The organism is Kitasatospora sp. NPDC059646 (assembly GCF_042734615.1).
In the GTDB taxonomy this organism is placed as follows: domain Bacteria; phylum Actinomycetota; class Actinomycetes; order Streptomycetales; family Streptomycetaceae; genus Kitasatospora.
In genome coordinates this window covers 117320-139004 of sequence record NZ_JBHWDS010000006.1, presented here as the reverse complement: position 1 = coordinate 139004, position 21685 = coordinate 117320, and the positions used below count along the sequence as shown (strand labels likewise).

Genomic DNA, 21685 nt, shown 5'->3' with positions numbered 1-21685 from the left:
GGACGACCCGCTGCGCGGAACCGAGAACGGCGAAGCCGAACAACCGCGCCCCGCGCCCACCCACCCACCCGGCACCCAACCGCCGGACACGGACCCGAAGACAACCCGCTGCGCGGAACCGAGAACGGCGAAGCCGAACAACCGCGCCCCGCGCCCACCCACCCACCCACCCACCCGGCACCCAACCGCCGGACACGGACGTGAGTACGACCCGCTGCGCGGAGCCGAGCGCGGACACCCGCCGCAGTGCGTGCCCCGACCGCCGAACGCGGACCTGAAGACGACCCGCTGCGCGGAGCCGAGCGCGGACACCCGCCACAGCGCGCACCCAACCGCCGAACGCGGACCCGAAGACAACCCGCCGCACGGAGCCGAGCGCGGACACCCGCCACAGCGCGTGCCCCTCGTTGCCCTTCCGCCGGGGGGTCGTGGGGTCACGTCTGCGGTGGGGTCAGGGGTGGGTGGGCGGGCGGGGTGATGCGGACCGGCAGCCCCCGGAGGGCGTCGCGGAGGGCGGCGGCGAAGCGCTCGTACTCCGGGGTGCGGGCGGAGCCGGGGCGGTGGGCGAGGCCGATGCGGCGGCCGGGGGTGGGGGCGGCGAAGCGGACGGCGGCGAGCCGGTCGGTGCGTCCGGTTTCGACGTCGAGCGCGGTGGCGGGGAGCAGGGTGACGCCGAGTCCGCCGGCCACGAGCTGGACGAGGGTGGAGAGTCCGGCGGCGCGGGTGCTGCCGCCGGAGGCGTCGGCGCCGACCTCGCGGCAGAGGTCGATGGCCTGGTCGCGCAGGCAGTGGCCTTCTTCCAGCAGGAGGACGTCGAGGTCGAGCAGGACGTCCCGGGGGACGTCCCGGCGGCCGGCGAGTTCGTGTTCGGGCTGCACTATCAGCACGAAGTCCTCGTCGAACAGCGGGATTTCGGCCACCGGCGCGGTGCCGCCGGCGGGCAGGGCGAGGAGCAGCAGGTCGAGTCGTCCGGCAGCGAGGCCTTCGAGCAGGGAGGGGGTGCGTTCCTCGTGGACGTGCAGTTCGAGGTCGGGGTAGGAGTCGCGGACCAGGCGGAGCACGGTGGGCAGCAGGTACGGTGCGACGGTCGGGATCACGCCGAGGTGCAGCGGCCCGGTGAAGGGGCGGCGGGCGGCCTCGACCTCCTCGGTGAGGGCGTGCAGTTCGGCGAGGACCCGGCGGGCGTGTTCGGCGACCCGCTCGCCGAGCGGCGTGATCATGACGCGGCGGGTGGTGCGTTCGACGAGTTGTGCGTCGAGGGTCTCTTCGAGGGCGGCGATCGCGCCGGACAGCGCGGGCTGGCTGGTGCCGATGGCGGTGGCGGCCTCGCGGAAGTGCAGGTGTTCGGCGACGGCGGTGAAGGCCCGCAGTTGGGAGAGGGTGGGGGTGCGTTGCGTAGGGTGCTTCACGTGCGCGTTCCTGCCTGGTCGGGTGCTCCTTCCAGTGTGCCGCACTGATCGGGTTTGCCTATCGCGACGCACACCAGATCCGATTTCACTGATCAGTAGGGCCTGTGCGAGGCTGGGAATGTCCGCAATCCGGACAACCCTCATCCCAAACCCTGGAGAAGCGACGTGCTGACGATCGGTGACAAGTTCCCCGAGTTCGAACTCAACGCCTGCGTGGACCTCGACGCCGCGAACGCCTTCGCCGAGATCAACCACAAGACCTACGAGGGCAAGTGGAAGGTCGTGTTCTTCTGGCCGAAGGCAAGCGTCTAACCCATCTGACAAACCCTTTGCCAGCGTGGGGATAATCGCCTTCGGGTGGGGGTTCGGGCTGCTGACCAGCATGAACGCCTGCGTAAGCGCAGCAGAGCAAGGGGGAGTCGCGTGACAGTGGCACCAAACCTGATCTCGCCGGGGGCACTTGTGCCTCTCGGCATCTACCGCCGAGTTTCTGAGGACAAGGCGCTGAAGGGCTCAGACTCGGCCTGGCGAGAGGTCGAGGAGCAGGTCGTGATCCAGGATGGCAAGCTCCGCACGCTTGCCGCCTCGCTGCCCTTCGGCACGATCCTGCACGACTATTGCGACAACAACACGCCCGCCTCCGACCCGTACGTCGTCCGCGTGCACTTTGAACGGATGCTCCGGGACCTGGAGGCCGGCGTCATCCGCGGCATCCTCTTCCTGCACAGCGACCGCCTCGCCCGCCTCACCTATGATGCCGCCCGCGTCTGCCGCATCTTCGAGATGAACCCGACCTATACCGGCCTCAGCGCCGAGGGCGGGGTAAATCTTGCTACCGTCGAGGGTCGCGGCATGTTTATCATGCAGGTCGCCGTCGGAAATATGGAGATCGGCAACAATAAGCGCCGAGTTGCTGGCACGAATAAGCACATCGCAGAAAAGGGCATCATGCATGGTGCCCCTCGCGCATTCGGGTGGAACGAGGATCGCCGGACTCTTCACGTGGAGGAGGCACCGATGATCCGTGATGCAATCCTTGCCATTCCGGGTGGATATCTCATCGCAGATTTCCGGCGCGCTCTTCGTGACTACGGCTACGAGCCCACCAAGACGAAGCGATCCCGCACAGACCAGCCGCGAATGATTCAGCACTCTGCCGCCGAGCACATTCTCATGAGCCCTCGCGTGTGCGGCCTTCGGTTTCACGTGCCTGAGGATGTTCGGCGTCAGGCCGAGGGCCGACTCTGGCTCCCCGACTTCATCGTCCACAAGGACGGAGAGCCCGTCCGGGGGGACTGGGAGGCCCCGGCCTCCTACAGTGAGTGGTTGGCCGCGGTAAACGAGATCAAGCGCCGCAAGCAGTCCAACAAGAGCGGTAAGAAGGGCAAGCACGACACCACTGCGGTCTACCTCGCTTCCGGAATTGTTCGCTGTGGCAAGTGCGCAAGCCCGATGTGGTCCAACCCGTACTCCAAGAAGACGAACCCGGGCGCGTACGAGAAGTGGGGTTTTCGATACGCCTGCCTGTCGAACCAGGGCGGGTGCGGCGGCGTAACACGCGTCGGCCCGCCGATTGACGACCTCATCGAGACTGCTTTCCTGCTGGAGACTAAGGCCACGATCGGTAACGACGTCGCGGCCCCAACCGAGATTGACGAGACGGTACACGATGGACGGCTCGCGGAGATCGCAGCAGAGATCGCGGACGTCAACAGCCGGCGACGCGAGAAACGGATCTCCACCTCTTCGGCGCTCGACATGATCGAGGAGCTGGAAGCCGAGCGCGATGATCTCGCCTCGAAGCGCGGAGCGCTCTCCCTCCAGAAGCGAAAGGCGGCGCTGCTCACGCCCGATGCCCTGGCTGGATGGAAGGGCCTCACTATGGCGGAGAAGCGTACGCGCCTAAAGGCCGCTATCCGAGCGGTAATCGTCCATCCCGCCGGCCGAGGCCGCCGGTTCGACCCGGACCTGATCGAAATTGTTTGGCAGGAAAACCGGGCGGCGTAACGCCAGGAAGCCCCCTCCCGTTCTCGGGGAGGGGGCTTCTTCTACTTGGTAGGCTTCAGACCCCAGAGCTTCATGACGTAGCGGCGGTGGGCCTCATTGCGAACGGGAGCCTTAGCAAGTTCTCGCTTTAGCCACTCTTCCTTACTCATTGCCAACGGCGCTTCCCGGCCTCAATCTTCGTTGTCTACCGGTTCGGCGTCCGGTCCGCCCTCGGCCGTCCAAACTTCCGCGGCCATCGCCTGAGCCAGGTCATGGGGGACACCGTTGGTGATGGCTTCCACGTACACGACGCCGGCACCACGTGCAGCCAGGATGCTCCGCATGATCCGCCGTTCGAACAGCTGCTGCTCGAACTGCTCGGAGAGGCCGTTCAGCAGCTCCTCAAAGCCGCCATCGTCGCCGTTCAGGCTCTCATTCACAGTCAAATTCCTCCGCTTCGGTTTCGTCGGCGCACGGGTCACAGAGGCCCATATCAACGCCGTCCAGCATGTACAGGCCCTCCGCATCACGGCCTTCGCAGTGTGCGCACAGGTCCACGTCGCTTCGGCTCAGTGCTTGCTCTCTTCCATGTCCAAGATTGACCCCCAACTCCGCTCCCCGATTTCGGCCTCGGCAGGGATTAGAACGCCCTTGACCGTGAATTCCATGATTCGGGCCGCCCGCTCGGCCAGCTCGGCGGCCTGTTCCCGGGGGAATGAAAAGACGATTTCATCGTGGATTACGAGGCGCATATAGGGGCCGTACCCGGCCTCAAACAGACCGATGAGGGCCCGGGCCGTGATATCTCGACTACCGCTCTGGACGTAGTAGTTCTGCGCGGCGTAGAGGCGACCCCGATCAACCGGAATTCGACGCCCTGTCACGGTGAAGATGTGGCCGGTGCGCTTTGCCTCGTCCATGAGCCTCTTGGCCAGCTCGGCAACATTTTTGTAGGTGTCACCGAATGCCTTGATGACTCTGGTCGCCACTTCCAGCGTGACGCCGGCCTGAGTCACGAGCGCCTTAGGCCCACCGCCAAATACGGTCAGGAAGTTCGCCATCTTCCCGGTTTTACGGGGAACTTCCGCCGCATCTGCGGTGATCTGATGCAAGTCCTTGCCGTGCTGGAAAGCGTCCACCATGACGGGGTCCTGCGATTCAGCCGCGAGGAACCTCAATTCCATGTTGCCGAAGTCGATAGAGACGCTGACGTGGCCTTCCTCCGCCAGGAACATGTGTCGCACATATCCGTCTCCGGCAGGGAACGTCTGTGCCGGCACGCTGCCCGTAATCGACATGCGAGCCGTCACGGCCTGCAACGAATTGACGCTTGCGTGCACCCTGTCTTGCGAGTCGCGCCCATTCAAAGCATTCTCAAACCATGTCTTCCTCCACTTTCCGGCCTTGGTGGCTTTCTTGACGGCTTCCGCCAACGGGTGGTCGATGGCATCGAGAACTTCCGCATCGACCGAGAGGTTTCCCTTAGCGGTCTTCTTGGTCAGCCTGACCCCGAACCCGGTCAGGGCCTCGATCAACTGCCTGTCGGAGTTCACGTTCTCAACCCCGTATTTAGCAGCCTCCGCCTCCCAGTGCGCTTGTTCGGCCGTCAGCTCCTCGACCCGCGCTTCGGCATACTCAACATCCAGCAGATAGCCAGTGCGCTCCATGTGGGCGGTCACATAGGCGAGGCGATGCTCCCAGGAGAACAGGCCCTTGCGCTTGGAACGCAGAGGGATTAGCGGATAGAGGATATGGAATAGGCGGAAGGCCAGGATGGGATCCATGCCTGCATAGAGGAGGTACTCCTGATCTGAGATCTCCACCACTGGCCAAACATCGGCCTTCTTGACCTTGTAGCGCTTCGCTATCCGAGCCATGGAGCCCTTGACTTCGTCAGCCAACTCCGGCGAGATATAGTGCTTCGTCAGCTCTTCGAGCTTTAGGCCGGGCCCCTTTTCCTTGACTTGCCTCGGGTCCACCAAATGGGCCGTGATCTTGCTACACAGCATTTTCGGGCCCGTCTCTTCAAGCTCTACGCCCAGGGTCGCTTCCGCCACGTGCTGATCAAATGTCCCGTTGTGGGCAATCAGGCGCTCAGCTTTACGAAGGGCCCACGCCGCAGCCTCCCGGAACTCAGCTCCCTTTTCCGCTGGCAGAACCCAACTCTCCAACGCGTTACCGAATTGGGCGAGCCGGATCCGAAACCCCCTGTCCGAATCCCACCAGTTAAGCCCTGTGGTCTCCGTGTCGAACCCCATGACCGGGTTGTCCTCGACCCAGTCGATGAAGCCCCAGAGGTCCATCACCGTCTCGACTACGTTGATCCGGACTACCTGACGGCGGATCGCATATTCAATGACCCGCAATCAGCTTCACCTACTTTCGGAGTTCCAGAAACAGATAGATGGCCAAGGCGACGAAGCCGGACCCGAGAGAAGCCCAGCCGGCGGTTGCCTCGTTCATCCTGGAATCCCCTCGTAGTTGACGGAGACGATTTCGTCCGAGCCGTAGTCCTCCGGGAATTCCCGGATATTGCAGATCTCGGCATCGAGCTGAGCGGCCTCATGCACGTCGTTGCAGCCGTGGTAGTACTTCATGTTCGGCTTGTACTCGTAGACCACCGTGACGCGGATGCGATCGGCCATCATTTCTCCTGTGAGTCAGTCGGTTTGGGGAGTCGCGCTGGTGGGCTTCCGCTGCTGTGACGAGCTGAGCGAGCGCTACGGCCTGGCCCGGGCCCTCGACGGCGTACTGATCAAGGCTCGGCGTCAGCGCAGGCACCTTCCGGGGGTGTTCCCTGCGGACGAGAATGCCCAGAGCTCGCACGGTGCGTGGGTCCAGACGAACAGGCAGCCGGCCAGCAAGAGGACGGCGACCAGGCCCGCCAGGAACGTAAGCAGGTTCTTCATGGGTCCTCCGGGGTCGGCGGGGCCGGGCGAGTCCCGGCCCCGCGCTTCAACTACGTTGCTGGGGCGGCTAGTTGGCCTTGTAGCTGCCGTCCTTCTGTCGCCACAGCGGCGGGCACTGCTCCGCCTTGCTCCGGGCGGAGCAGAACAGCGCCGCCCAGGTGTCGCCCTCGCGGGGGGTCCGCCCGTGCGGGCAGTCGTCGTCACCGGGGCCGGCGGTCTGGGCCTTGACGACCTTGCCGCCCTCGAACCGCTTCGGGGCCGAGTTGGAGGCCGCAGTACCGCTGCCCTTGTACTGGCTGCGGGTGTACTCGGCGGCCCTGGACGTCAGGTCAATCAGCCCTTCGGCCTTCATTGCGGTCAGCAGCTCTGCGCCGCGCCGGGCTGCCTCCTCGGCAGTCGCGCCGTACACGCGGGGGGTGAGCCACTCACCCGCGAATCCCGCATCGGCCTTGAGGGTGAAGCCGATCACGAAGGGCTCTCGGGTCGGGTTGGTGGTGTCGGTCAGGGCGGCCGGCGGCTCACCCCACGGGCTGGTCTGGTCGAACGGGTCGGGGTAGGCCAAGGGCGGAACTGCCTTTCGTCAGAAGGGGGGCGAGTCGGACTCTGCTGCTTGGAGCATGTCGATCAGCGCACGAAGATCGGTCAGGCCGATCAGGAATGCAGCGGCATGGGCTCCGCGGACCACTGAGACGCCGACCTGGTTTTCTGTGTCGTCCCAGGTGACGGTGATTTCGATATCTCCGGCCAGGTCGGGTCGGGTGTAGGTCTTCCGGGTCAGGATCGCGTCACCGGCCGGTGCGGAGGTGGGAGTTCATGGCGAGTGCCAGAGCATCAATCGCGCGGTATCCAGTCCGCAGTTCGGCATCGTCCCGGGCCGGCAGGCCGAGGACGTAGAGGCGGGTGAGGACGTCGCGGTACCGCTCCGTGAGCCGCTTAAGGCCGGCTTCCGCGTCCAGGCGGGCGCTCACGATGTTGTCAGCGATGGTGCAGCGGCTGAGATCGTCCCGCTTGCCGATCAGGCTGGAGACCTCTTCTTCGGTGTAGATCAGGCTCCGGAGAGCTGTACGCGCCTCGGAGGGCGTGTAGTAGTACTGGTCGTCCTCCAGGTCCCGGCGGTTCTGCTCCCGGCTGGCTGCCTGGTTTCCGACCCGCCGCGCGACCCGGCGAAGGAAATTCTCGTCATCCGCCTTCTTCGCCAGGTGCTCGGCCTGCTCCACCAGGTGGACCATGATCTCCTGGTGGACGTCGTCCGCCTCGACCACCGGCCAGGCGCGCGCCAGCTCCCGGGCAACCTTGAGCGCGATTTCGCTGGTGCGCTCCCAGTCCATTACGGTCTCCGTCACTCGGGCTTCCCCTTCTTCGGGGCGAACTTCCCGCCCGTGCGCTTGATTTCCCCGTATCGCTCCCCCTCGACCACAAATGATCCGTCGGCTTCGACAGGAATAGCGTGGGGGGTGGCGGCGGACTTCCCTACGTAGAAAAGGCCAAATCCCTTCTGCCAGTTGGCCGGGCCGTTCTTCAGATAGCCGGCCTGTCGGACGTCCATGAGGTGGCCGACTTCAAACCCGTAGATCGTCGTCAGCTTGCCGTTGTGCCCGGTGGTGTGAGGCGAGATGGCGAGCCGGTGAGTGTGGCCCATGACCACGGAGATTCCTGCCTTGATTGCCTTTCCTCGGGCTGTCGCGCCGGGCACCTGATTAAGCCCTGGAGACTCATGGCCGTGGATGGCTACCCAGCCGGGAGCGAACTGGTAGTACGGCTCCACCAGGTCCACGCCGTAGGACTTGAAGTCCAGCAGGCGTTCAAACCGGTAGAACTGGTCTTCTGCCGCGAGGGCCGGCGCGCGGCTTGCGAGGTATTTCCGCGGCCTCTCGTCGTGGTTCCCTTCCAGGACCCGGATCGGGCCGTCGTAGGCGGCTCGCAGGGGTTCCAGGAACACACGCTTGGCGTACTCGCTGTCCCGGATAACGTTGCCCTCGAACTCGGCCCTGGTGCCGGCGCTCCAGCGCGAGGGGGCCGGGTAGTCCACCAGGTCACCGATCTGGATGACTTCGTCCGGACGGTATTCCCCAATGAAACTGATCACGTTCCGCAGAGCACGCTTGTCCTCGAACGGAATCTGGGTGTCGCTGATGACGACGACTCGCCTCACTCGTCGGCCTCCATTTCCTGGATGGCCTGCTTGAGCTTGCGGCGAATCTCCTTGGCCTCCCGGATCGAGATGTTCGCGCTGGAATGCCGTATGGGCGACGCAGCGTCCACCAGGTCCACCCCGATAAAGTTGCCAGGATAGGGCTCTATTCGCAAATGAACCCGCATTGAGTCGGCCTGGTCGCCGAAGTAGATTCTCGTCAGGACGCTTCCTCCAGTTCTCGAATTCGGTAGTCGAGATACCACCGCGCCTTGCGGAGGTCTTCCAGCTCCCGGCCCTTGTGTTCGGCTCGAAAGATGTATTTCAGGACGTTTCCCAGGACAAACGGAAAGTGCCGGGTAATGTCGATGACTTCCAGTCCGCCCGGCAGCCAGTTGTAGTGAGAGGGATGGTTGACCGGATCCCCGCCGACGTTCGCGCCCTCGACGGTCGGCGACGCCTCGGCCGGGGCGAGTTCGTCCACCCGCACCAGCTCATCCCACGAAAATGCAAGCTGGCTACCGTCCGGGAATCGGACGGAGTACGGATAGGGAACGTATTCGGGCTTGATCTCCTCGACCTCCCCGCGTCGGCCCGCGTGGAGCCGAGCCGCAGGCGACAGCTCTTCGTCAAAGGAGGACGCCACCACTACCCGGTCCCCCACTGAAAATCGCAGCTTCACAGGCCCAGCCTCTCCCTGTACTCGTCCACGCCGTTGGTGTGAATGAATGAATTAACGTCCTCGCCAAGACAGATCACGCTGGCGTTCGGCATTTGAGCGGCCCGCTTGTCTGCTGCCTTGAGCCCCGCGTCGTCGGGGTCGGCGAGAATGAAAACGCGCTCATACCCCACGAATGCGGGCGCGAAGTGCGGCTTCCACGCCCCAGTGCCCTGAGTTCCTACGGCCGGCACCCCGGCGAGCTCGCTGGCCTGAGCGTCAAACTCACCCTCAGTCAGAACGATGTGCGGACTCTGTCGAATCAGGGCGGCGGTGTTGTAGAGGCGCGGATGGTCGCCGGGAAGCGACTGGTATTTCCCATGCTTCTCGTGCCGCTCTTTTCGCGTAGGCGCGAAATAGAATCCGTTGTCGTCCATGACACACTCGTCTCGGATACAGCGGTATCGGACGGTTGCAACGCCGTGTTCTCCTCCGGCCGGCCGCTGGTAGGGGATGGCCAGCATTCCGGCCATGCGCTCATGACCAATGAGCGCCGAACCGACGTACCCCACTCCGAAGCGCGCTGCTGCCGGCCCCAAACCGCGGGCGGTCATGTACGCCTCCGCCGGGCTCCCCGTGTACTGCTCGAAGTACGTCCTCGCCGCCTCCACCGAAGCGGCCATGTGCGAATTTTTGTGCTTCTCGGAAGCCGACCCCAAGTTCCCTCCTTATCACGTCGTAGGCGTCCTCTTGCAGGTCGCAGACAAAGCAGGACCATCGCTGCCGCTCCGTGTGCACGGAAGCGCTCGGGTTTTCCTCCGGATGGAGAGGGCAAAGAATCTTCTGCCAGCCCTCCTGCTCCTCCACCTCGACCCCGTAGAAGTGGCCGAGGACTTCGCGGATGCTCGGCTTTTCCACCACCACTTTCAGCCCCCTTCCGGTGCGTATCGCGGGCCCAGCACCTTCCAGGCCGGATAGTCCTCCAGGTAGTCAGCCGCCCGCCGCAGTACTTCCGGCCGGTCCCGCGCGCCGCGTGCCAGCAGCTGGCCATTGCAGCGCTGGCAGAGCAGTCCCCGAAGAGCCTGGGTCTTGTGGCAGTGGTCCACCGCGAGGTTGGTTCGGCGGGTCTCCTGGCAGATGGCGCACGCGCCACCCTGGGCCTCGAAGAGGCGCTGGTACTCCTCTGCCGTCAGGCCATAGGTCGCTTGGAGCCGAGCGCCCCGGGAGGCTGCTCGTCGGGACGCCGTCCGGCAGGTGGAGCACACCGTCCCCCTGGTCCCCGTGAAGAACCTCCCGGCCCTGTTCTTGCCGCACCGCTTACAGGACCGGTAGCCGGCTCGCGGCTCAGCCACAGGCCCTCACCAGCCGCTCCAGGTCCATCTGGGTCCTGAGGTCACAGGCCACCGCAGCCAGGTGCAGCAGATCCGTCAGGGGCATCGCCCGCCAGGCGCGAGGCTCGCTCTGGAGCGAGGCCGAGACCGCTGCTGCCGTCAGGCCGGCCGCGCTCAGCTGCCCCAGCTCCTGGGCGAGTGCGGCCAGGTCCAAGAACCGACGGCTCCGGATCCGCACAACAACGACGGCGAGTTCAGCGCCGATCGCTTCGAACTCGGTCGCGTCGATCCCGGTTTCCGCGCAGAGGCTCGCGGTCATCGCGCGGGCTTCGAGGATGTATCCGGTCTTGCAGTGGCCCATGAGAACTCCTCAGATCAGAAAGTGGAGAGGACGTCTTCGAGCCGGAGGCTCGACTTGTTCAGGTCGAAGCTGGCGAAAGTTTCGCCGCTGGAGTCCTCGAACCCTTCGCGGTTCTTCACCGGAGAGATGTGCAGGACTCGCCCATCCATCCCGTCGATTTCTTTGAAAATGGTCAGGATCAAGCTGGGAACTCGTCCGATCTTTCCCTTCACCCCGCTGAGCGGGATCGGCTTGAGGCCGTCACTGTGTTCCCCTGTCACGTGGTGGAGAGCGAGGACATGGGCCCGGGTCTCTCGGGCCATGTCCGCCATGTATTCGCATAGCGCCTCCAGGGAGAAAGTGAAGTGCTCGGCGTCGTCCGCGTTTCCCGCGTCCACGTTGGTGATGTTGTCCACCACGATCAGATGAGGGAAGCACCCGAAAACCTCGAAGTAGCACGAGAGGGTTTCCTCAATGTCCCCGAGGGTGGGACGGGCCCCGTAGTGGAACCGCATCCACCAACGTTCCGCCAGAAGATCGGCATATGCCTCGAAGTCGCCTTCGACCAACGCTGTTTTGATCTCCTTGACGTTGTCTCCTGTGATCATCGCGGTGGCACGTGACAGCTGAGTCGCCGCACCAGAATCCGCAGAGAAATACAAGACGGGGATGTTCATCGACACTGCCAGAAAGAGTGCCAGCAGCGACTTTCCAGTGCCCGGGCCGGCAGCGGCAAGGCTGAACTCTCCGCGCCTGAGCTCAACTTCGAGCTTTCGCAGGCCGTCGAGCTGGTGCGGCAGTGGCTCGCCTGCCGCGCCCTTGGCCAATACCGATTGAGCTAGCGAGTACATCTCATCCCACCCTTCCCCACAAACCCCCCCGTGCAAGTTTTGCCGGAAAAAAATATCGCCGTCTTTCGGCGACTTGCTACACGGAGGACTCTAGGACTCAAACTCCCCCCGTGCAAGTTATTTACGAAAAAAAGAGCACGCGTGCTGTACGTCACAGAACCTACACAGGAAGCCGGGCTTGGCCTCGAACCGGCCGGCCTTGACCCCCTCATCCATAGCCGCATAACGCTCCCCCACCTGCTCCGCGGTGACCTTCGAGAGGTCAACCCGGCGCGACAGCCCGCCCCTTGAGGCCAAATACCAGTCACCCCAGTTCACGGTGACACCGTGCACCAACTCGATGGCGGCCTTGTAAGTCTCAAGCTGGAAACGGGACTTGGTGCTCCCGGTCTTGAGGTCCCGGACTCGAACGGAGTTGCCGGCCTCCTTGATGAGCTGGTCGATGTACCCCCTCACTGCGACGCCGCCAAGTTCGACCTTGAAGTACAGCTCAAGCGCGGGCTTCTCCTGTTCGCCGGGGACAGCCCAGATCGCCGGCTGATGCTTCTCGGCCCACTCCACATACTCGGCCGTCTGCTGCTGGCCGAGAACGTAACGGCGCTCGATGTCGTCGCCGCCGGAGCCGGAGGCACTGAGCCACCGGCCTGTGTCGGGCTCCTCACCCAGGGCCCGATTGACCAGCGCGGAGTACTGGTCACTGAACAACTGGACCGCCTCCTCCGCACTCATCCGCCGGTTCGAGCGCTCAACCGCCTCCGCAGCTGAGTGGAACGCGGTGCCATGGTGACTCCACGCCGCGGGCAGCGGCGTCACGCGCTCGATGCGCTGGAGGTAGTACCTGTGTCCACACTTTTCATACTGCTCCGTCTGGCTGACACTGCGGGGCTGGGTCTCGATACTTGTCATGCATTCACCATCCTGAGGCTCAGTCGAACGTACGTGTGTGAAGGGCTCTGCGGAAAGTGCGGGTTGGGCCATGCGTTGCGCCGGTGCTTCACGACCAGATCTTCAACGGTCCGGCCCGTTCGTTGGGCCAGCTGCGACGCCAGCTCTTCGAGTACGGACCTGTCATCGTCAGTGAGCTGGGATCCGTACGCGATGTCCCAGAACTCTCCTGCGGGACGGGCCTTGTGATGGATGATCAGGACTCCATCGCTACGGGTCACGCGCGTGGCGAGGATCTGGCTCGCACTGATCTCTTCCGCGACTTCCGTCCGGCGACTGTCCCGGCACGAAGCGAGGTCAAGGGCTGCGGTCACCGACACCTCCATGTCGTGGCGATGCTGTACAGAAACGGCTTTGACCGTAGACCACACTGCTGACGCTCCGCGACCCTTTACTTACGGATTACATGCCATCTCAATGTGTGATCTAGCTCACAACTGCCATCGGCCTTACCCGCAACGGATTTTGACAGTCAGTCAGATGTGGACGAACTTGCGATCCGATGCAAAAAAGGGCCCCGCGGCGATTCGCGGGGCCCTTTGGCATGTTCTGGCAACATCACATCTGCGGCAGGTCAGCAAGCTACGCGGCGGTCTCGGGGATCGACCAAAGGGCCTCCAACTCACCGGTCGGCCTCGGAACCTCGGCCGGCCATCGCACGACGAGCCTTGCGTCCGACGGCTCCCGCTTCACGTAGCCGAAGCCCGCCTCCGGGTCATAGGCCAAAACCTCTCCCTTTCGCCTCAACCGACTCTCGAACCTCAGAGCAGTCAGCGCCTGTCTTTCGCTGAGGGTGTCCCCGAGCTTGCTACGCAGGTAGTAGCGGAGAGATTGGCACGGGTGCGAGTGCATGTGAGACCCCGCCCCAGAGCTGGTCTTGACCTCCCACAGCTGCCCCAGCATCTGTACCACCTGAGAGGCAATGGGATACCGGAACAGCCCTCGTTGAATCCACCTCAGATTGACTGCCTGGCGCGTAACGCCGTACATGTCGGCGACTTCAGAGTCGCGGTAGCCCAATGTGAACAGTTCCGACAGATCCGCGTCCGACGGCAGCGATGCCATGCGGCCCCCTTACGTTTTCGGGCGACAGATTCACCAAGGATCGGACACATCCGACTGTGATCCAGGTCTCACATTCGACGCGCGGCGTCCATCGACTGGTGTCGTGACACATACACCCTATGTGAGAGCACGATGCAAAGTATCCGACCCCACAACCCCAGTCTAGTGCTCTTCTCTTCCAACGACTTGTTGAAGCCTCAAGCTCTAATCGCCAACGGGTACGGGCAGTTAGTGCGTTCCGCCGAGGCTCCGGCCTAGGAGGCCCATGCCACGAGCCAAGAGCATCTGTCTTCGCCACGGGTGCATTCGAACAACTCTTCGAAATGGTCGATGCGGCAACCACCAGCTACGGCGCGGGTGGGACCGTACGTCCCCTCGGAATGCCGCCAGACCGGGCGACTGGTCGAGTCGGCGTGCCCGCGCGCTTGCGCATGATCATTTCCGCTGCCGCATCTGCGGTGCACGCGAAAACCTAGAGGTAGACCACATCGTGCCGGTGAGTCGCGGTGGCTCGTGGGAGCCTGCCAACCTTCAGACCCTGTGCCGTTCCTGTCACCGCACGAAAACCTACTCAAATACGGAGGGGGGTATTTCTTGACCCGAGGACCGCAGCCGAAGCCGACCGCGGTTCGCCGCAACAAGCATCCGACTGCCACCAACCTGACGAACACCGCCCAGCCCGGCCGGGAACTCCCCCGGGGCCTAGGCATCACCACCGCCGGCGCGAAGCGCTTTTGGATGGTCTGGTCCACCGCGCCGCAGACTGCCGACTGGGCGGAGACCGACTGGGCAGAGCTGGAGATCACCACGCGCCTTGTCGATGCCCTCTATCAAGGGGATCTACGCCAGGCCGCAGAGGTCCGGCAGCGAACAGCCAAGTGGGGCGGCACAGTTGAGGACCGCGCCAGGCTCCGCATGAAGTTGGAGGCCCCCGAGGAGGACCAGGGCCAGGCCGCCGAGCTGGTGGCCGACGCCGACCAGGACGCCGCGCTGTTCCGTCTCCTGAGTGGGGAGGGGTGACGGCCCATACAGACCGGCAACATACCTCCCGGCGTCCCGCCTCCGAACCGCTCCCTCGGCTACCAGATCATCCGTTGGGCACAGAAGTACATCGTTCAGCCCGATGGCGAGGACGCCGGCAAACCGTTCCGGTTCAGCTCCGAGCAGCTTCGCTTTGTGCTCTGGCTCTATGCCATTGACGAGCACGGGAGGTGGAAATACCGAACCGCTGCCCTTCGCCGTTCGAAGGGCTGGGGGAAGACCCCTCTCCTTGCAGCCCTGGCGATCGTTGAATTCATCGGCCCCTGTCGTTTCTCCCACTTTGACGAGAACGGGATGCCGGTCGGCAAGCGGGTGCCGCTGCCCCTGGTGCAGATCGCCGCTACTTCCCTGGATCAGACCGCGAACACGCGGGACATGATTCGAGGCATGCTCGCCGAATCCCCCGCCGAAGCCGAGTACGGCATCGAAATCGGCAAGGGGCTCATCCAGTTCAAGGACGGCAGGCCGGGCCGTATCGAGCCCGTCACGTCCTCCTCCCGGGGGCTTGAGGGGGCGAGGCCCACGTTTGCTCGGGCCCCGGCGGGAACGTTTCTGCTGGGGCCCGGCGAATGAACTAATTCGTAGTCTGCGACGAAGTCCATCACTGGATCGAGACGAACCAGGGTGTTTACGTCTGGGAGACCCTGGACCGCAACGTCCAGAAAACGGCCGGTGCCGGTTCTCGGCTGATCGAGACCACCAACGCCTACAACCCGAACGAAAACAGCATTGCCCAACGAACCCATGAGGCGGTCCAACTGGGTGCCGGCCGAATCCTGTACGACTGTGTTGAGGCCGTCGGCGAGATTGATTTCTCCGACCGTGCCGCCGTTGAAGCAGCGGTCCGCGAGGCGTACGGCGATTCTTACTGGGTCGATGTAGCGGGCATTGCCGATGCCATCCAGGACCCGCGTACGGCTGCGGCCGTAGCATTCCGTTTCTACTTGAACCGGATCCAGGAGAACGCTGACGGCTGGATTTCCAAGGACGTCTGGTCGGCATGCCTTTCCGAAGACGACCCGATCACGCCTGGCGATCAGATAGCCCTCGGCTTCGACGGCAGTATCCGCGGCGACGCGACCGGACTCGTAGGCGTTCGCCTGCGGGACGGAAAACTCTTCGTGTTGCACCTCCAGGAGAATCCCAGAGACCCGAATCGGCCGGATTGGGAGGTTGACGCCCTGGCGGTCGAGGCCGCCATTGCGAATGCCTTCAAGACGTATCGGGTCGAGTGGTTTTACGGAGACCCGCCGTACTGGCAGGAGACCATCGGGCGCTGGGCTCTGGAGCACGGAGACGACCGTGTTTTCGAGTTCTGGACGAACAAGCCGTTGCGGATGGTCAACGCTACAGAGCGGTTCCATTCTGCTGCGGCTGTCCAGGACCTTTCCCATGACGGCGACCCGCGCCTAACCGGGCACATCCTCAACGCAGTGACCCGCGAGGTTCCGCAAGGGACCCTGATCACCAAATCATCTCCCCGCTCCAAGAAGAAAATCGACCTAGCCGTGTGCGCCATCCTGGCTTTTGAGGCGCGAGCCGATGCCATCGCCGATGGCCGTTTGAAGATCAAGCGCCGACGTGTCGTAGGGTTCTAGAAGCCCTCGTGCAGAAAGGGGGATGGGTGGCCTATGGAGTAATCGGCCTCGCGCCCACAAATCCGAAGCAATGGCTTGACCACCTTTACTCAAAACTCCTCCGACAGCGGGCCAACGCCCGCATGTACTCCCGCTACTATGACGGCGAGCACCAGAAACTCGCCTTCGCACAGGCCCGGCACCTGAATGAATTCGGCCAGGTCTTCGAGAAGTGGCGGGACAACTTCTGTGGCCTTATCGTTGATTCCGTCAACGAGCGGATGGCCGTAGACGGCTTTCGGATGACCGACGAGCCGGACGCCGATAAGGACGCTCGGAGCATTTGGCAGCGGAATTTCATGGACGCCGAGTCCAACGCGGGCCACCTGGACGCGATGGTCCAGGGAAGTGCCTACGCGGTCGTCTGGGCTGACGGTGACGGACAGCCCGTCATCACCATGGAGTCCGCCGAAAACGTGGTCGTTCAATACAAGCCCGGCAGCCGCCGGGAGTTGCAGGCCGCAGCGAAATTCTACACGGACGACTGGGGCCGAGAACACTGCACCCTGTGGTTCACGAACCGGGTATACACCTTCGAGGCCGGCACTTTCAGTTGGACCAACGCAGCCGCCAAGCGCAGCGAGAAAAACCCCCTCGACCAGGTACCGGTCATTCCGCTCAACAACAGGTCTCGGCTCACCGGCGACCCGCTGTCCGACCTGGTTACGGTGCTCCCTCTCCAGGACGCGATTAACAAGATCGTGTCTGACGCCCTTCTCGCGTCCGAGTTCGCGGCCTGGCCGCAACGGTACGTGACGGGCCTTGAGATCGTAGAGGACGCCCAGGGAAATCCTGTGGAGCCCTTCCGGGTGGCCGTGGACAAGCTCCTCCAGGCTGAGGACCCCAATGCCAAGTTCGGCCAGTTTGAGGCCGCCGACCTCGGGAATTACGTCAAGTTGGCGGACATGCTGGTCCAGCACATGGCCAGTTCCTCCCGCATCCCGTTCCACTACTTCCTGAATGGCGGGACGGTCCCTTCCGGCGAGTCGATTACGGCCGCCGAGGCCGGACTCATCGCCAAGACCAGGGAGCGAATGCTCCACTTCGGAGAAGCGTGGGAGCGCGTAATGCGCTTGTGCTTCAAGATCCTCCGGGACAAGCGGGCAGAGGCATGGGGGGCTGAGGTCATCTGGCGCGATCCGGAGAACCGCACCGAGGCCCAGCACATGGATGCCCTTCTCAAGTTGAAGATGATCGGCGTTCCTACGGACCAGCTTCTCTCTGATGCAGGCTACACGCCCCAGCAGATTGCGCGGTTCAAGACGATGCGCGAGGACGATGCCAAGGCCGAAATGGAACTGGCGCGCAAGTACCCCGCGCAGTTCTCTCCCCAGCACGACAATACGGCGCTCGACGCCAAGAAGGCGGCCAGCAAGCCGCCGCAGGGAAACTACGGCAACCAGGCCCGAAAGTCTGCCGGCCTGGTGAAGTAGCACCCTCTCCGGCTCCCACAACCGGGGGCCGCCTTTGAACCCACCGAAATGGATGGACACTATGGCTGACACCCCCTCTGAGAACACTCCTCCGGCTGAGGCTCCCTCGGTCGAGGATCTACAGGCGCAGGTTGAGAAGTGGCGGAACCTGTCCCGTACCAATGAGAAGCGCTGGAACGACACCTCCGCCGAGCTGGAGACCCTGCGGCAGTCGCAGTTGAGCGACGCTGAGCGGGCCATCGAGGCCGCGCGCGACGAGGGCCGCCGCGCGGCCCTGGCCGAGGCCGGCACGCGCCTGGCCGATGCCGAGCTGCGGGCCCAGGCCTCAGCCGCCGGGGTGACCCTGCCGTCCGCTGAGTTCCTGAACATGGCCGCGTTCAGCGGCCCGGACGGGGCCGTGAACTCGGACGCCATCAAGGCGTTCGTCACCGGCCTCCCGGCCGCAAAGTCGGCAGAGCCGGAGTTCGCCCAGGGCCTCGGCCTCGGCCGCCAGGGCGGCAGTGGTGCCGGTCAGCTCACCCGCGACGACCTGTCCCGGATGACTCCCCGGGAGATCAATGCCGCCCGCGCTGCGGGCCTCCTCGATGCCTTGATGCTTGGTCAGATTTAAAGGGCGGAAGCCGTCAACTTCCCCAGCTTCCGCCCCTTCCCTACTACAAGGGCCGTCCTACTGCCTTGGGCCGCTTAAGGGTGGGGAACCAGAAACCCAAACTGGTTGAGGCGGTCGTGATGAAGAATGCCATCGTCGTACCGTCCCAGCCCCACCGAGCTCCCAGGAATGTTGCGGTGATGAGCCCTCCGCTCAGCAGAACCCTGACCCCGAAGCGCAGGTATTCGAGGATCTGAGCGTGTCGCTGAGCAGACCGAGCAAGCTCAATTTCGGAACCGTCAACGCGTTCGAACCGACCGCCCGGAAGCTGTGCAATGTAACCCTCCTTACTCCCCAACGGGTGAAGTTGCAATCCCTTTACCAGACCAGCACTGGCCGGGCTGTCAGCTTTAGTTCCCGACTCTGCCGCGTTCATTTCGGCTGGCACCGGCACTTGTGAGTGGGAACGACTCCGGTGACTACTCATCCTATTGCCTTTCTCTCATTCCTCCTGTTAGTCGCAATTCGGTCCCCGGGGCGGGATCGGCCCACACCGACGCGTCTGCCTGACTGGCCGTCAAGCCGACTGACCAGAGCACGACTTGCTCATGGTAGCCGGTCACCTCGGTCGGCGGGGGCAGGATGTTCAAAGCTCCACACGTTCCAGACCGCCTGCCGCTGATCATCTCTCGACACGAAGAAGCGTTCAGTCGGCGCAAAGCGGCACAGCAAGTAACCTTTAAAATATCTCGCCCTTAACGAAAGGCATTGAATGGCCCTTTACACCCAGGCAGGCAACAACTCCGGCGCTGGCAAGCTCCAGACGACCCCGGGCCAGTTCATTCCCGAGGTCTGGACCGCGCAGCTGCTCCAGGACATTGAGGAGAAGCTGGTTCTCTCTGCCGCCCCTTTCACGAACCGTGATTACGAGGGAGAGTTCCGCCGGTCCGGTGACGTCGTGCGCATTCCGCATTTCGTTGACGGAACCGTCGAGGACAAGGGCATCGTCAAGAGCTATGGCGAGATCGGCGAGGCAGACCACGCCGAGCTGGAATACATGAAGATGACTGTGGCAAAGGGTTCCAGTTTTCACCTGGAGATCGATGCCCTTCACCAGCTCCAGACTCAGGCCGGCATCGACCTGATGACCAACCTGGTCCAGCAGCGCGCCCGCGCCACCGCCCGCGCCATTGACGAACTGGTGGCCCTCACCCTGCTGGCGGCGCTTTCTGGCAAGGACCTGAACGGTGCCGAGGACCGCAACGCCGCAGTTACCGGCCTCCCCGCCCTTGAGCTGGGCGCGATCTCCGCCGTCCAGGCCGCCGACATCAACCAGCCGGCCAAGGAAGTCCTGTCGGTCTACGACTACGTGGTCAGCATGATGGAGACCCTGGACACCCGCTCGGTCCCCGACGACCGGTGGCTGTTCGTCTCTCCGCGGATGCGCTCCCTGCTCCTGCGCGACCCGAAGTTCATCGACGCCAGCAAGCACGGCGGCGGCTCCAGCGTCATCGCTACCGGCCAGATCGGCACCATTCTCAACCTGCCGGTCATCGTGGCGAACGCCCTGGGCAGCCACACCCGCCCGAACTCGCCGGTCATCAAGAAGGGCAACGAGAAGTTCGGATCGGTCGATCTGATGATGGGCGCGACTTCCGCCGTTTCCGTCCTCATGCCGTTTGCTGAAATGGAGGCATACCGACCGGAGAAGAAGTTCACCGGCGCGGTGAAGTCCCGCATCATCTACGACGCGAAGATCTGCCGTCCGGAGCAGCTTCTCGTTGCCAAGGGTGTGGAGGCCGAGATCCGAACTCACAATGCGGACCTGTACGGCCTGGCGGCGTAATGCTGCGCTTCTGCACTGCTGCTGACGTGGCTGTGCGCCTGGGCCGGCCCCTCGCGGACGACGAGGCTCCCCGCGTCGAGGCCCTGATCGAGGATGTCTCGGCCTTCATCGTCGAGTACTGCACGGGAGCGTGGGACCGAGACAACCCGCCCGCCTTGTTCGGTGCCGTTGCTGCTGCCGAGGTGATCCGAGGCCTGTCCGTGACCCCCGGCGTCCTCATGGAGAAGACCGGCGAGCTGGAGGTGCAGTTCGGCGCGTCTGCGGGGGTGCTTGGCCTCTCCCAGCCTGCCAAGGATGCGCTCTCCCGATACCGCCGACGGGTCGGCACGATCACCACCACCCGCACCTAGGAGCCCAGTTGCGAGTCACTCACCTGGTCGAGGTCCGTCGCGCGCCGATCGTCGCGGACGCCTACACCAAGCAGCGCGACTGGGACTCCTCGGTGAAGGTCTGGTCCGGCTGGGCGAGCGTCCAGCCGGACCGGTCCGCTGGCACTCGGTCCCCCGAGAGGGAGACCAACTTCGAGCGCCTAGCCCTGTTCTTCCCTGCGGATGCCGCAGTCGAGGCGGCCGACCGCGTCACCGTGGACGGCATCGTCTACGAGGTCGAGGCTCCGCCGCAGCCCTGGACCCAGCGCCGAGCCATCTCCTATTCCCGAGTCACCGTCTGGAGGACGAGCCGATAGCCAAATTCACGCTCCGAATGCACCGGGCCTGGGAGGACGAGCTCCTCAGCTCCCCCGAGGCCCGCCAGCTGGTAGAGCTCCACACCGCGGACGTCGCCCAGCTGGCCATCAAGGAGGCCCCGAAGGCCAGCCACAAGCGCAACTGGAACTCGATCAAGAACAACATCTCGGCCATGGTCACGCTCTACGACCGTGGCGGCTGGTACGGCCAGGTCGTCATCGAGGCCGACCACGATGTACGGCACGCGATGCTGCAAGAGGAGGGCTGGCGGGACCGGCACGGCCGCCGGCACCCTGGCCGCCTCTACCTCAAGGCCGCGTTGGAGAGGGCAAGAATCGAGTGATCGACGTCGATCCCGTTGCAGTCGTGCACGAGTACCTGGCCGACCGTCCGGAGATTCCGGCCGGGGCCCCCATCGGGGACCTGGTGGGCCGCGAGGTCGGCGACGTGACGGTCTACCTCAACCAGTCCGGGGGTCACCGCATGGTCCGGGACCGGATGGACCGTGCGGACGTCGAGTACGACGTCTACCACCTCGACCGGGCCAAGGCCCGACGGCTGGCCGGCACCGTCCGGGAGCTGCTGCTCGAAGACCTGCCCGGCCGGGACGTCGGCGGGGCCCTGGTCCTCGACGTCACCGAGATCTCCTCTCCCCGCTACCTGCCGGACTTGACGTCTCGGGAACACGTCTACGGCGGAGAGATCACCCTCTTTTACGTGGAGGACTAACCTCCCATTTCTCAGCACCGCATCTAAGCCCCGTGACCGTCTTGGTGCCGGGGCTTTTTTCATGCCTGGAGGCAGCCCCTTTTGAACGATGCCCGCAAG

At 64.0% G+C, this 21685-nt stretch carries 30 protein-coding genes and 1 pseudogene; 13 read left to right on the top strand and 18 right to left on the bottom strand.

The window, feature by feature from the left end; all coding sequences use genetic code 11:
• Positions 1–434: 434 nt before the first annotated feature.
• Positions 435–1409: a LysR substrate-binding domain-containing protein gene (locus ACFV1L_RS06245; protein ID WP_380363368.1), complete on the bottom strand. Its 975-nt coding sequence runs from the start codon at positions 1407–1409 to the stop codon at positions 435–437.
• A gap of 165 nt (positions 1410–1574) precedes the next feature.
• On the opposite strand from ACFV1L_RS06245, the pseudogene ACFV1L_RS06240 reads away from it, so the two are divergent.
• Positions 1575–1709 (top strand): annotated as a pseudogene (locus tag ACFV1L_RS06240) (redoxin domain-containing protein); the annotation flags it as partial.
• Positions 1710–1838: 129 nt separating this feature from the next.
• Positions 1839–3416: a recombinase family protein gene (locus ACFV1L_RS06235; RefSeq protein ID WP_380363366.1), complete on the top strand. Its 1578-nt coding sequence runs from the start codon at positions 1839–1841 to the stop codon at positions 3414–3416.
• Between the two features lie 170 nt (positions 3417–3586).
• On the opposite strand, the gene ACFV1L_RS06230 is transcribed toward ACFV1L_RS06235, so the two are convergent.
• From ACFV1L_RS06230 to ACFV1L_RS06150, 17 genes are all read right to left on the bottom strand, one after another.
• Entirely contained in the window at positions 3587–3835 is a 249-nt protein-coding gene (locus ACFV1L_RS06230) for a hypothetical protein (RefSeq protein ID WP_380363364.1), read from the bottom strand.
• Between the two features lie 129 nt (positions 3836–3964).
• Positions 3965–5761 (bottom strand): DNA polymerase, encoded by a 1797-nt coding sequence (locus ACFV1L_RS06225; RefSeq protein WP_380363362.1) that lies wholly within the window; start codon positions 5759–5761, stop codon positions 3965–3967.
• Positions 5762–5854: 93 nt separating this feature from the next.
• Positions 5855–6040: a hypothetical protein gene (locus tag ACFV1L_RS06220; RefSeq protein ID WP_380363360.1), complete on the bottom strand. Its 186-nt coding sequence runs from the start codon at positions 6038–6040 to the stop codon at positions 5855–5857.
• A 123-nt stretch (positions 6041–6163) separates the two neighbouring features.
• The gene (locus ACFV1L_RS06215; RefSeq protein WP_380363359.1) at positions 6164–6304 is read right to left on the bottom strand and encodes a hypothetical protein; all 141 of its coding nucleotides are present in this window, start codon (positions 6302–6304) and stop codon (positions 6164–6166) included.
• A 67-nt stretch (positions 6305–6371) separates the two neighbouring features.
• Positions 6372–6866, bottom strand: a complete 495-nt coding sequence (locus ACFV1L_RS06210) for a hypothetical protein (RefSeq protein ID WP_380363357.1) — start codon at positions 6864–6866, stop codon at positions 6372–6374.
• 223 nt (positions 6867–7089) lie between these two features.
• Positions 7090–7632, bottom strand: coding sequence for a hypothetical protein (locus ACFV1L_RS06205; RefSeq protein ID WP_380363355.1), 543 nt, complete (start codon positions 7630–7632; stop codon positions 7090–7092).
• Between the two features lie 11 nt (positions 7633–7643).
• Entirely contained in the window at positions 7644–8456 is an 813-nt protein-coding gene (locus tag ACFV1L_RS06200) for a metallophosphoesterase (protein ID WP_380363353.1), read from the bottom strand.
• Positions 8453–8575 (bottom strand): hypothetical protein, encoded by a 123-nt coding sequence (locus tag ACFV1L_RS06195; RefSeq protein WP_380363351.1) that lies wholly within the window; start codon positions 8573–8575, stop codon positions 8453–8455. The genes ACFV1L_RS06200 and ACFV1L_RS06195 overlap by 4 nt, the downstream gene beginning before the upstream one ends.
• 80 nt (positions 8576–8655) lie before the next feature.
• Positions 8656–9117 (bottom strand): DUF3310 domain-containing protein, encoded by a 462-nt coding sequence (locus tag ACFV1L_RS06190; protein WP_380363349.1) that lies wholly within the window; start codon positions 9115–9117, stop codon positions 8656–8658.
• A complete protein-coding gene (locus ACFV1L_RS06185; RefSeq protein WP_380363347.1) occupies positions 9114–9707 on the bottom strand; it encodes a toprim domain-containing protein in 594 nt (197 codons plus the stop codon). Before ACFV1L_RS06185 ends, ACFV1L_RS06190 begins: the two co-directional genes overlap by 4 nt.
• A complete protein-coding gene (locus ACFV1L_RS06180; protein ID WP_380363464.1) occupies positions 9631–10011 on the bottom strand; it encodes a CHC2 zinc finger domain-containing protein in 381 nt (126 codons plus the stop codon). Before ACFV1L_RS06180 ends, ACFV1L_RS06185 begins: the two co-directional genes overlap by 77 nt.
• Before the next feature lie 8 nt (positions 10012–10019).
• Positions 10020–10358, bottom strand: a complete 339-nt coding sequence (locus tag ACFV1L_RS06175; protein ID WP_380363345.1) for an endonuclease VII domain-containing protein — start codon at positions 10356–10358, stop codon at positions 10020–10022.
• A gap of 79 nt (positions 10359–10437) precedes the next feature.
• Positions 10438–10785 carry a hypothetical protein gene (locus ACFV1L_RS06170; RefSeq protein WP_380363343.1) on the bottom strand — a complete coding sequence of 116 codons (348 nt, stop codon included), beginning with the start codon at positions 10783–10785 and terminating at the stop codon, positions 10438–10440.
• A 14-nt stretch (positions 10786–10799) separates the two neighbouring features.
• Positions 10800–11615 carry an AAA family ATPase gene (locus tag ACFV1L_RS06165; protein ID WP_380363341.1) on the bottom strand — a complete coding sequence of 272 codons (816 nt, stop codon included), beginning with the start codon at positions 11613–11615 and terminating at the stop codon, positions 10800–10802.
• Positions 11616–11732: 117 nt separating this feature from the next.
• Positions 11733–12521: a RecB family exonuclease gene (locus tag ACFV1L_RS06160; RefSeq protein ID WP_380363340.1), complete on the bottom strand. Its 789-nt coding sequence runs from the start codon at positions 12519–12521 to the stop codon at positions 11733–11735.
• Positions 12518–12874, bottom strand: coding sequence for a hypothetical protein (locus tag ACFV1L_RS06155; RefSeq protein ID WP_380363338.1), 357 nt, complete (start codon positions 12872–12874; stop codon positions 12518–12520). Before ACFV1L_RS06155 ends, ACFV1L_RS06160 begins: the two co-directional genes overlap by 4 nt.
• Positions 12875–13142: 268 nt before the next feature.
• Positions 13143–13625 carry a hypothetical protein gene (locus ACFV1L_RS06150; protein ID WP_380363336.1) on the bottom strand — a complete coding sequence of 161 codons (483 nt, stop codon included), beginning with the start codon at positions 13623–13625 and terminating at the stop codon, positions 13143–13145.
• 265 nt (positions 13626–13890) lie between these two features.
• Here ACFV1L_RS06150 and ACFV1L_RS06145 point away from each other — a divergent pair, with 265 nt between their 5' ends.
• The 11 genes from ACFV1L_RS06145 to ACFV1L_RS06095 all read left to right on the top strand — a co-directional run bounded on the left by ACFV1L_RS06145 (position 13891) and on the right by ACFV1L_RS06095 (position 21586).
• The gene (locus tag ACFV1L_RS06145; protein ID WP_380363334.1) at positions 13891–14223 is read left to right on the top strand and encodes an HNH endonuclease; all 333 of its coding nucleotides are present in this window, start codon (positions 13891–13893) and stop codon (positions 14221–14223) included.
• On the top strand, positions 14220–14645 hold the full coding sequence (locus ACFV1L_RS06140; protein WP_380363332.1) for a hypothetical protein: 426 nt from the start codon (positions 14220–14222) through the stop codon (positions 14643–14645). Before ACFV1L_RS06145 ends, ACFV1L_RS06140 begins: the two co-directional genes overlap by 4 nt.
• A 156-nt stretch (positions 14646–14801) precedes the next feature.
• The gene (locus ACFV1L_RS06135) at positions 14802–15239 is read left to right on the top strand and encodes a hypothetical protein (protein WP_380363331.1); all 438 of its coding nucleotides are present in this window, start codon (positions 14802–14804) and stop codon (positions 15237–15239) included.
• 371 nt (positions 15240–15610) lie between these two features.
• Complete coding sequence (locus ACFV1L_RS06130) at positions 15611–16264, top strand: hypothetical protein (protein ID WP_380363329.1); 654 nt, start codon at positions 15611–15613, stop codon at positions 16262–16264.
• 26 nt (positions 16265–16290) lie between these two features.
• On the top strand, positions 16291–17736 hold the full coding sequence (locus tag ACFV1L_RS06125) for a phage portal protein (RefSeq protein WP_380363327.1): 1446 nt from the start codon (positions 16291–16293) through the stop codon (positions 17734–17736).
• 61 nt (positions 17737–17797) lie between these two features.
• Positions 17798–18346 carry a hypothetical protein gene (locus ACFV1L_RS06120; protein ID WP_380363325.1) on the top strand — a complete coding sequence of 183 codons (549 nt, stop codon included), beginning with the start codon at positions 17798–17800 and terminating at the stop codon, positions 18344–18346.
• 751 nt (positions 18347–19097) lie between these two features.
• Entirely contained in the window at positions 19098–20171 is a 1074-nt protein-coding gene (locus ACFV1L_RS06115; protein WP_380363324.1) for a hypothetical protein, read from the top strand.
• A 26-nt stretch (positions 20172–20197) separates the two neighbouring features.
• Entirely contained in the window at positions 20198–20521 is a 324-nt protein-coding gene (locus tag ACFV1L_RS06110; RefSeq protein ID WP_380363322.1) for a hypothetical protein, read from the top strand.
• Positions 20522–20529: 8 nt separating this feature from the next.
• Complete coding sequence (locus ACFV1L_RS06105; protein WP_380363320.1) at positions 20530–20856, top strand: hypothetical protein; 327 nt, start codon at positions 20530–20532, stop codon at positions 20854–20856.
• A 17-nt stretch (positions 20857–20873) separates the two neighbouring features.
• Positions 20874–21200, top strand: coding sequence for a hypothetical protein (locus ACFV1L_RS06100; RefSeq protein WP_380363318.1), 327 nt, complete (start codon positions 20874–20876; stop codon positions 21198–21200).
• 23 nt (positions 21201–21223) lie between these two features.
• Complete coding sequence (locus ACFV1L_RS06095; RefSeq protein ID WP_380363317.1) at positions 21224–21586, top strand: hypothetical protein; 363 nt, start codon at positions 21224–21226, stop codon at positions 21584–21586.
• Positions 21587–21685: the final 99 nt, after the last annotated feature.

Bases quoted from the DNA above. Each gene is read 5' to 3' on its own strand.
- ACFV1L_RS06220 (WP_380363360.1), bottom strand. From the start codon at position 6,040: ATGGCCGATCGCATCCGCGTCACGGTGGTCTACGAGTACAAGCCGAAC.
- ACFV1L_RS06215 (WP_380363359.1), bottom strand. From the start codon at position 6,304: ATGAAGAACCTGCTTACGTTCCTGGCGGGCCTGGTCGCCGTCCTCTTG.
- ACFV1L_RS06205 (WP_380363355.1), bottom strand. From the start codon at position 7,632: ATGGACTGGGAGCGCACCAGCGAAATCGCGCTCAAGGTTGCCCGGGAG.
- ACFV1L_RS06185 (WP_380363347.1), bottom strand. From the start codon at position 9,707: ATGACCGCCCGCGGTTTGGGGCCGGCAGCAGCGCGCTTCGGAGTGGGG.
- ACFV1L_RS06170 (WP_380363343.1), bottom strand. From the start codon at position 10,785: ATGGGCCACTGCAAGACCGGATACATCCTCGAAGCCCGCGCGATGACC.
- ACFV1L_RS06165 (WP_380363341.1), bottom strand. From the start codon at position 11,615: ATGTACTCGCTAGCTCAATCGGTATTGGCCAAGGGCGCGGCAGGCGAG.
- ACFV1L_RS06160 (WP_380363340.1), bottom strand. From the start codon at position 12,521: ATGACAAGTATCGAGACCCAGCCCCGCAGTGTCAGCCAGACGGAGCAG.
- ACFV1L_RS06150 (WP_380363336.1), bottom strand. From the start codon at position 13,625: ATGGCATCGCTGCCGTCGGACGCGGATCTGTCGGAACTGTTCACATTG.
- ACFV1L_RS06145 (WP_380363334.1), top strand. From the start codon at position 13,891: ATGCCACGAGCCAAGAGCATCTGTCTTCGCCACGGGTGCATTCGAACA.
- ACFV1L_RS06120 (WP_380363325.1), top strand. From the start codon at position 17,798: ATGGCTGACACCCCCTCTGAGAACACTCCTCCGGCTGAGGCTCCCTCG.
- ACFV1L_RS06115 (WP_380363324.1), top strand. From the start codon at position 19,098: ATGGCCCTTTACACCCAGGCAGGCAACAACTCCGGCGCTGGCAAGCTC.
- ACFV1L_RS06100 (WP_380363318.1), top strand. From the start codon at position 20,874: ATGCACCGGGCCTGGGAGGACGAGCTCCTCAGCTCCCCCGAGGCCCGC.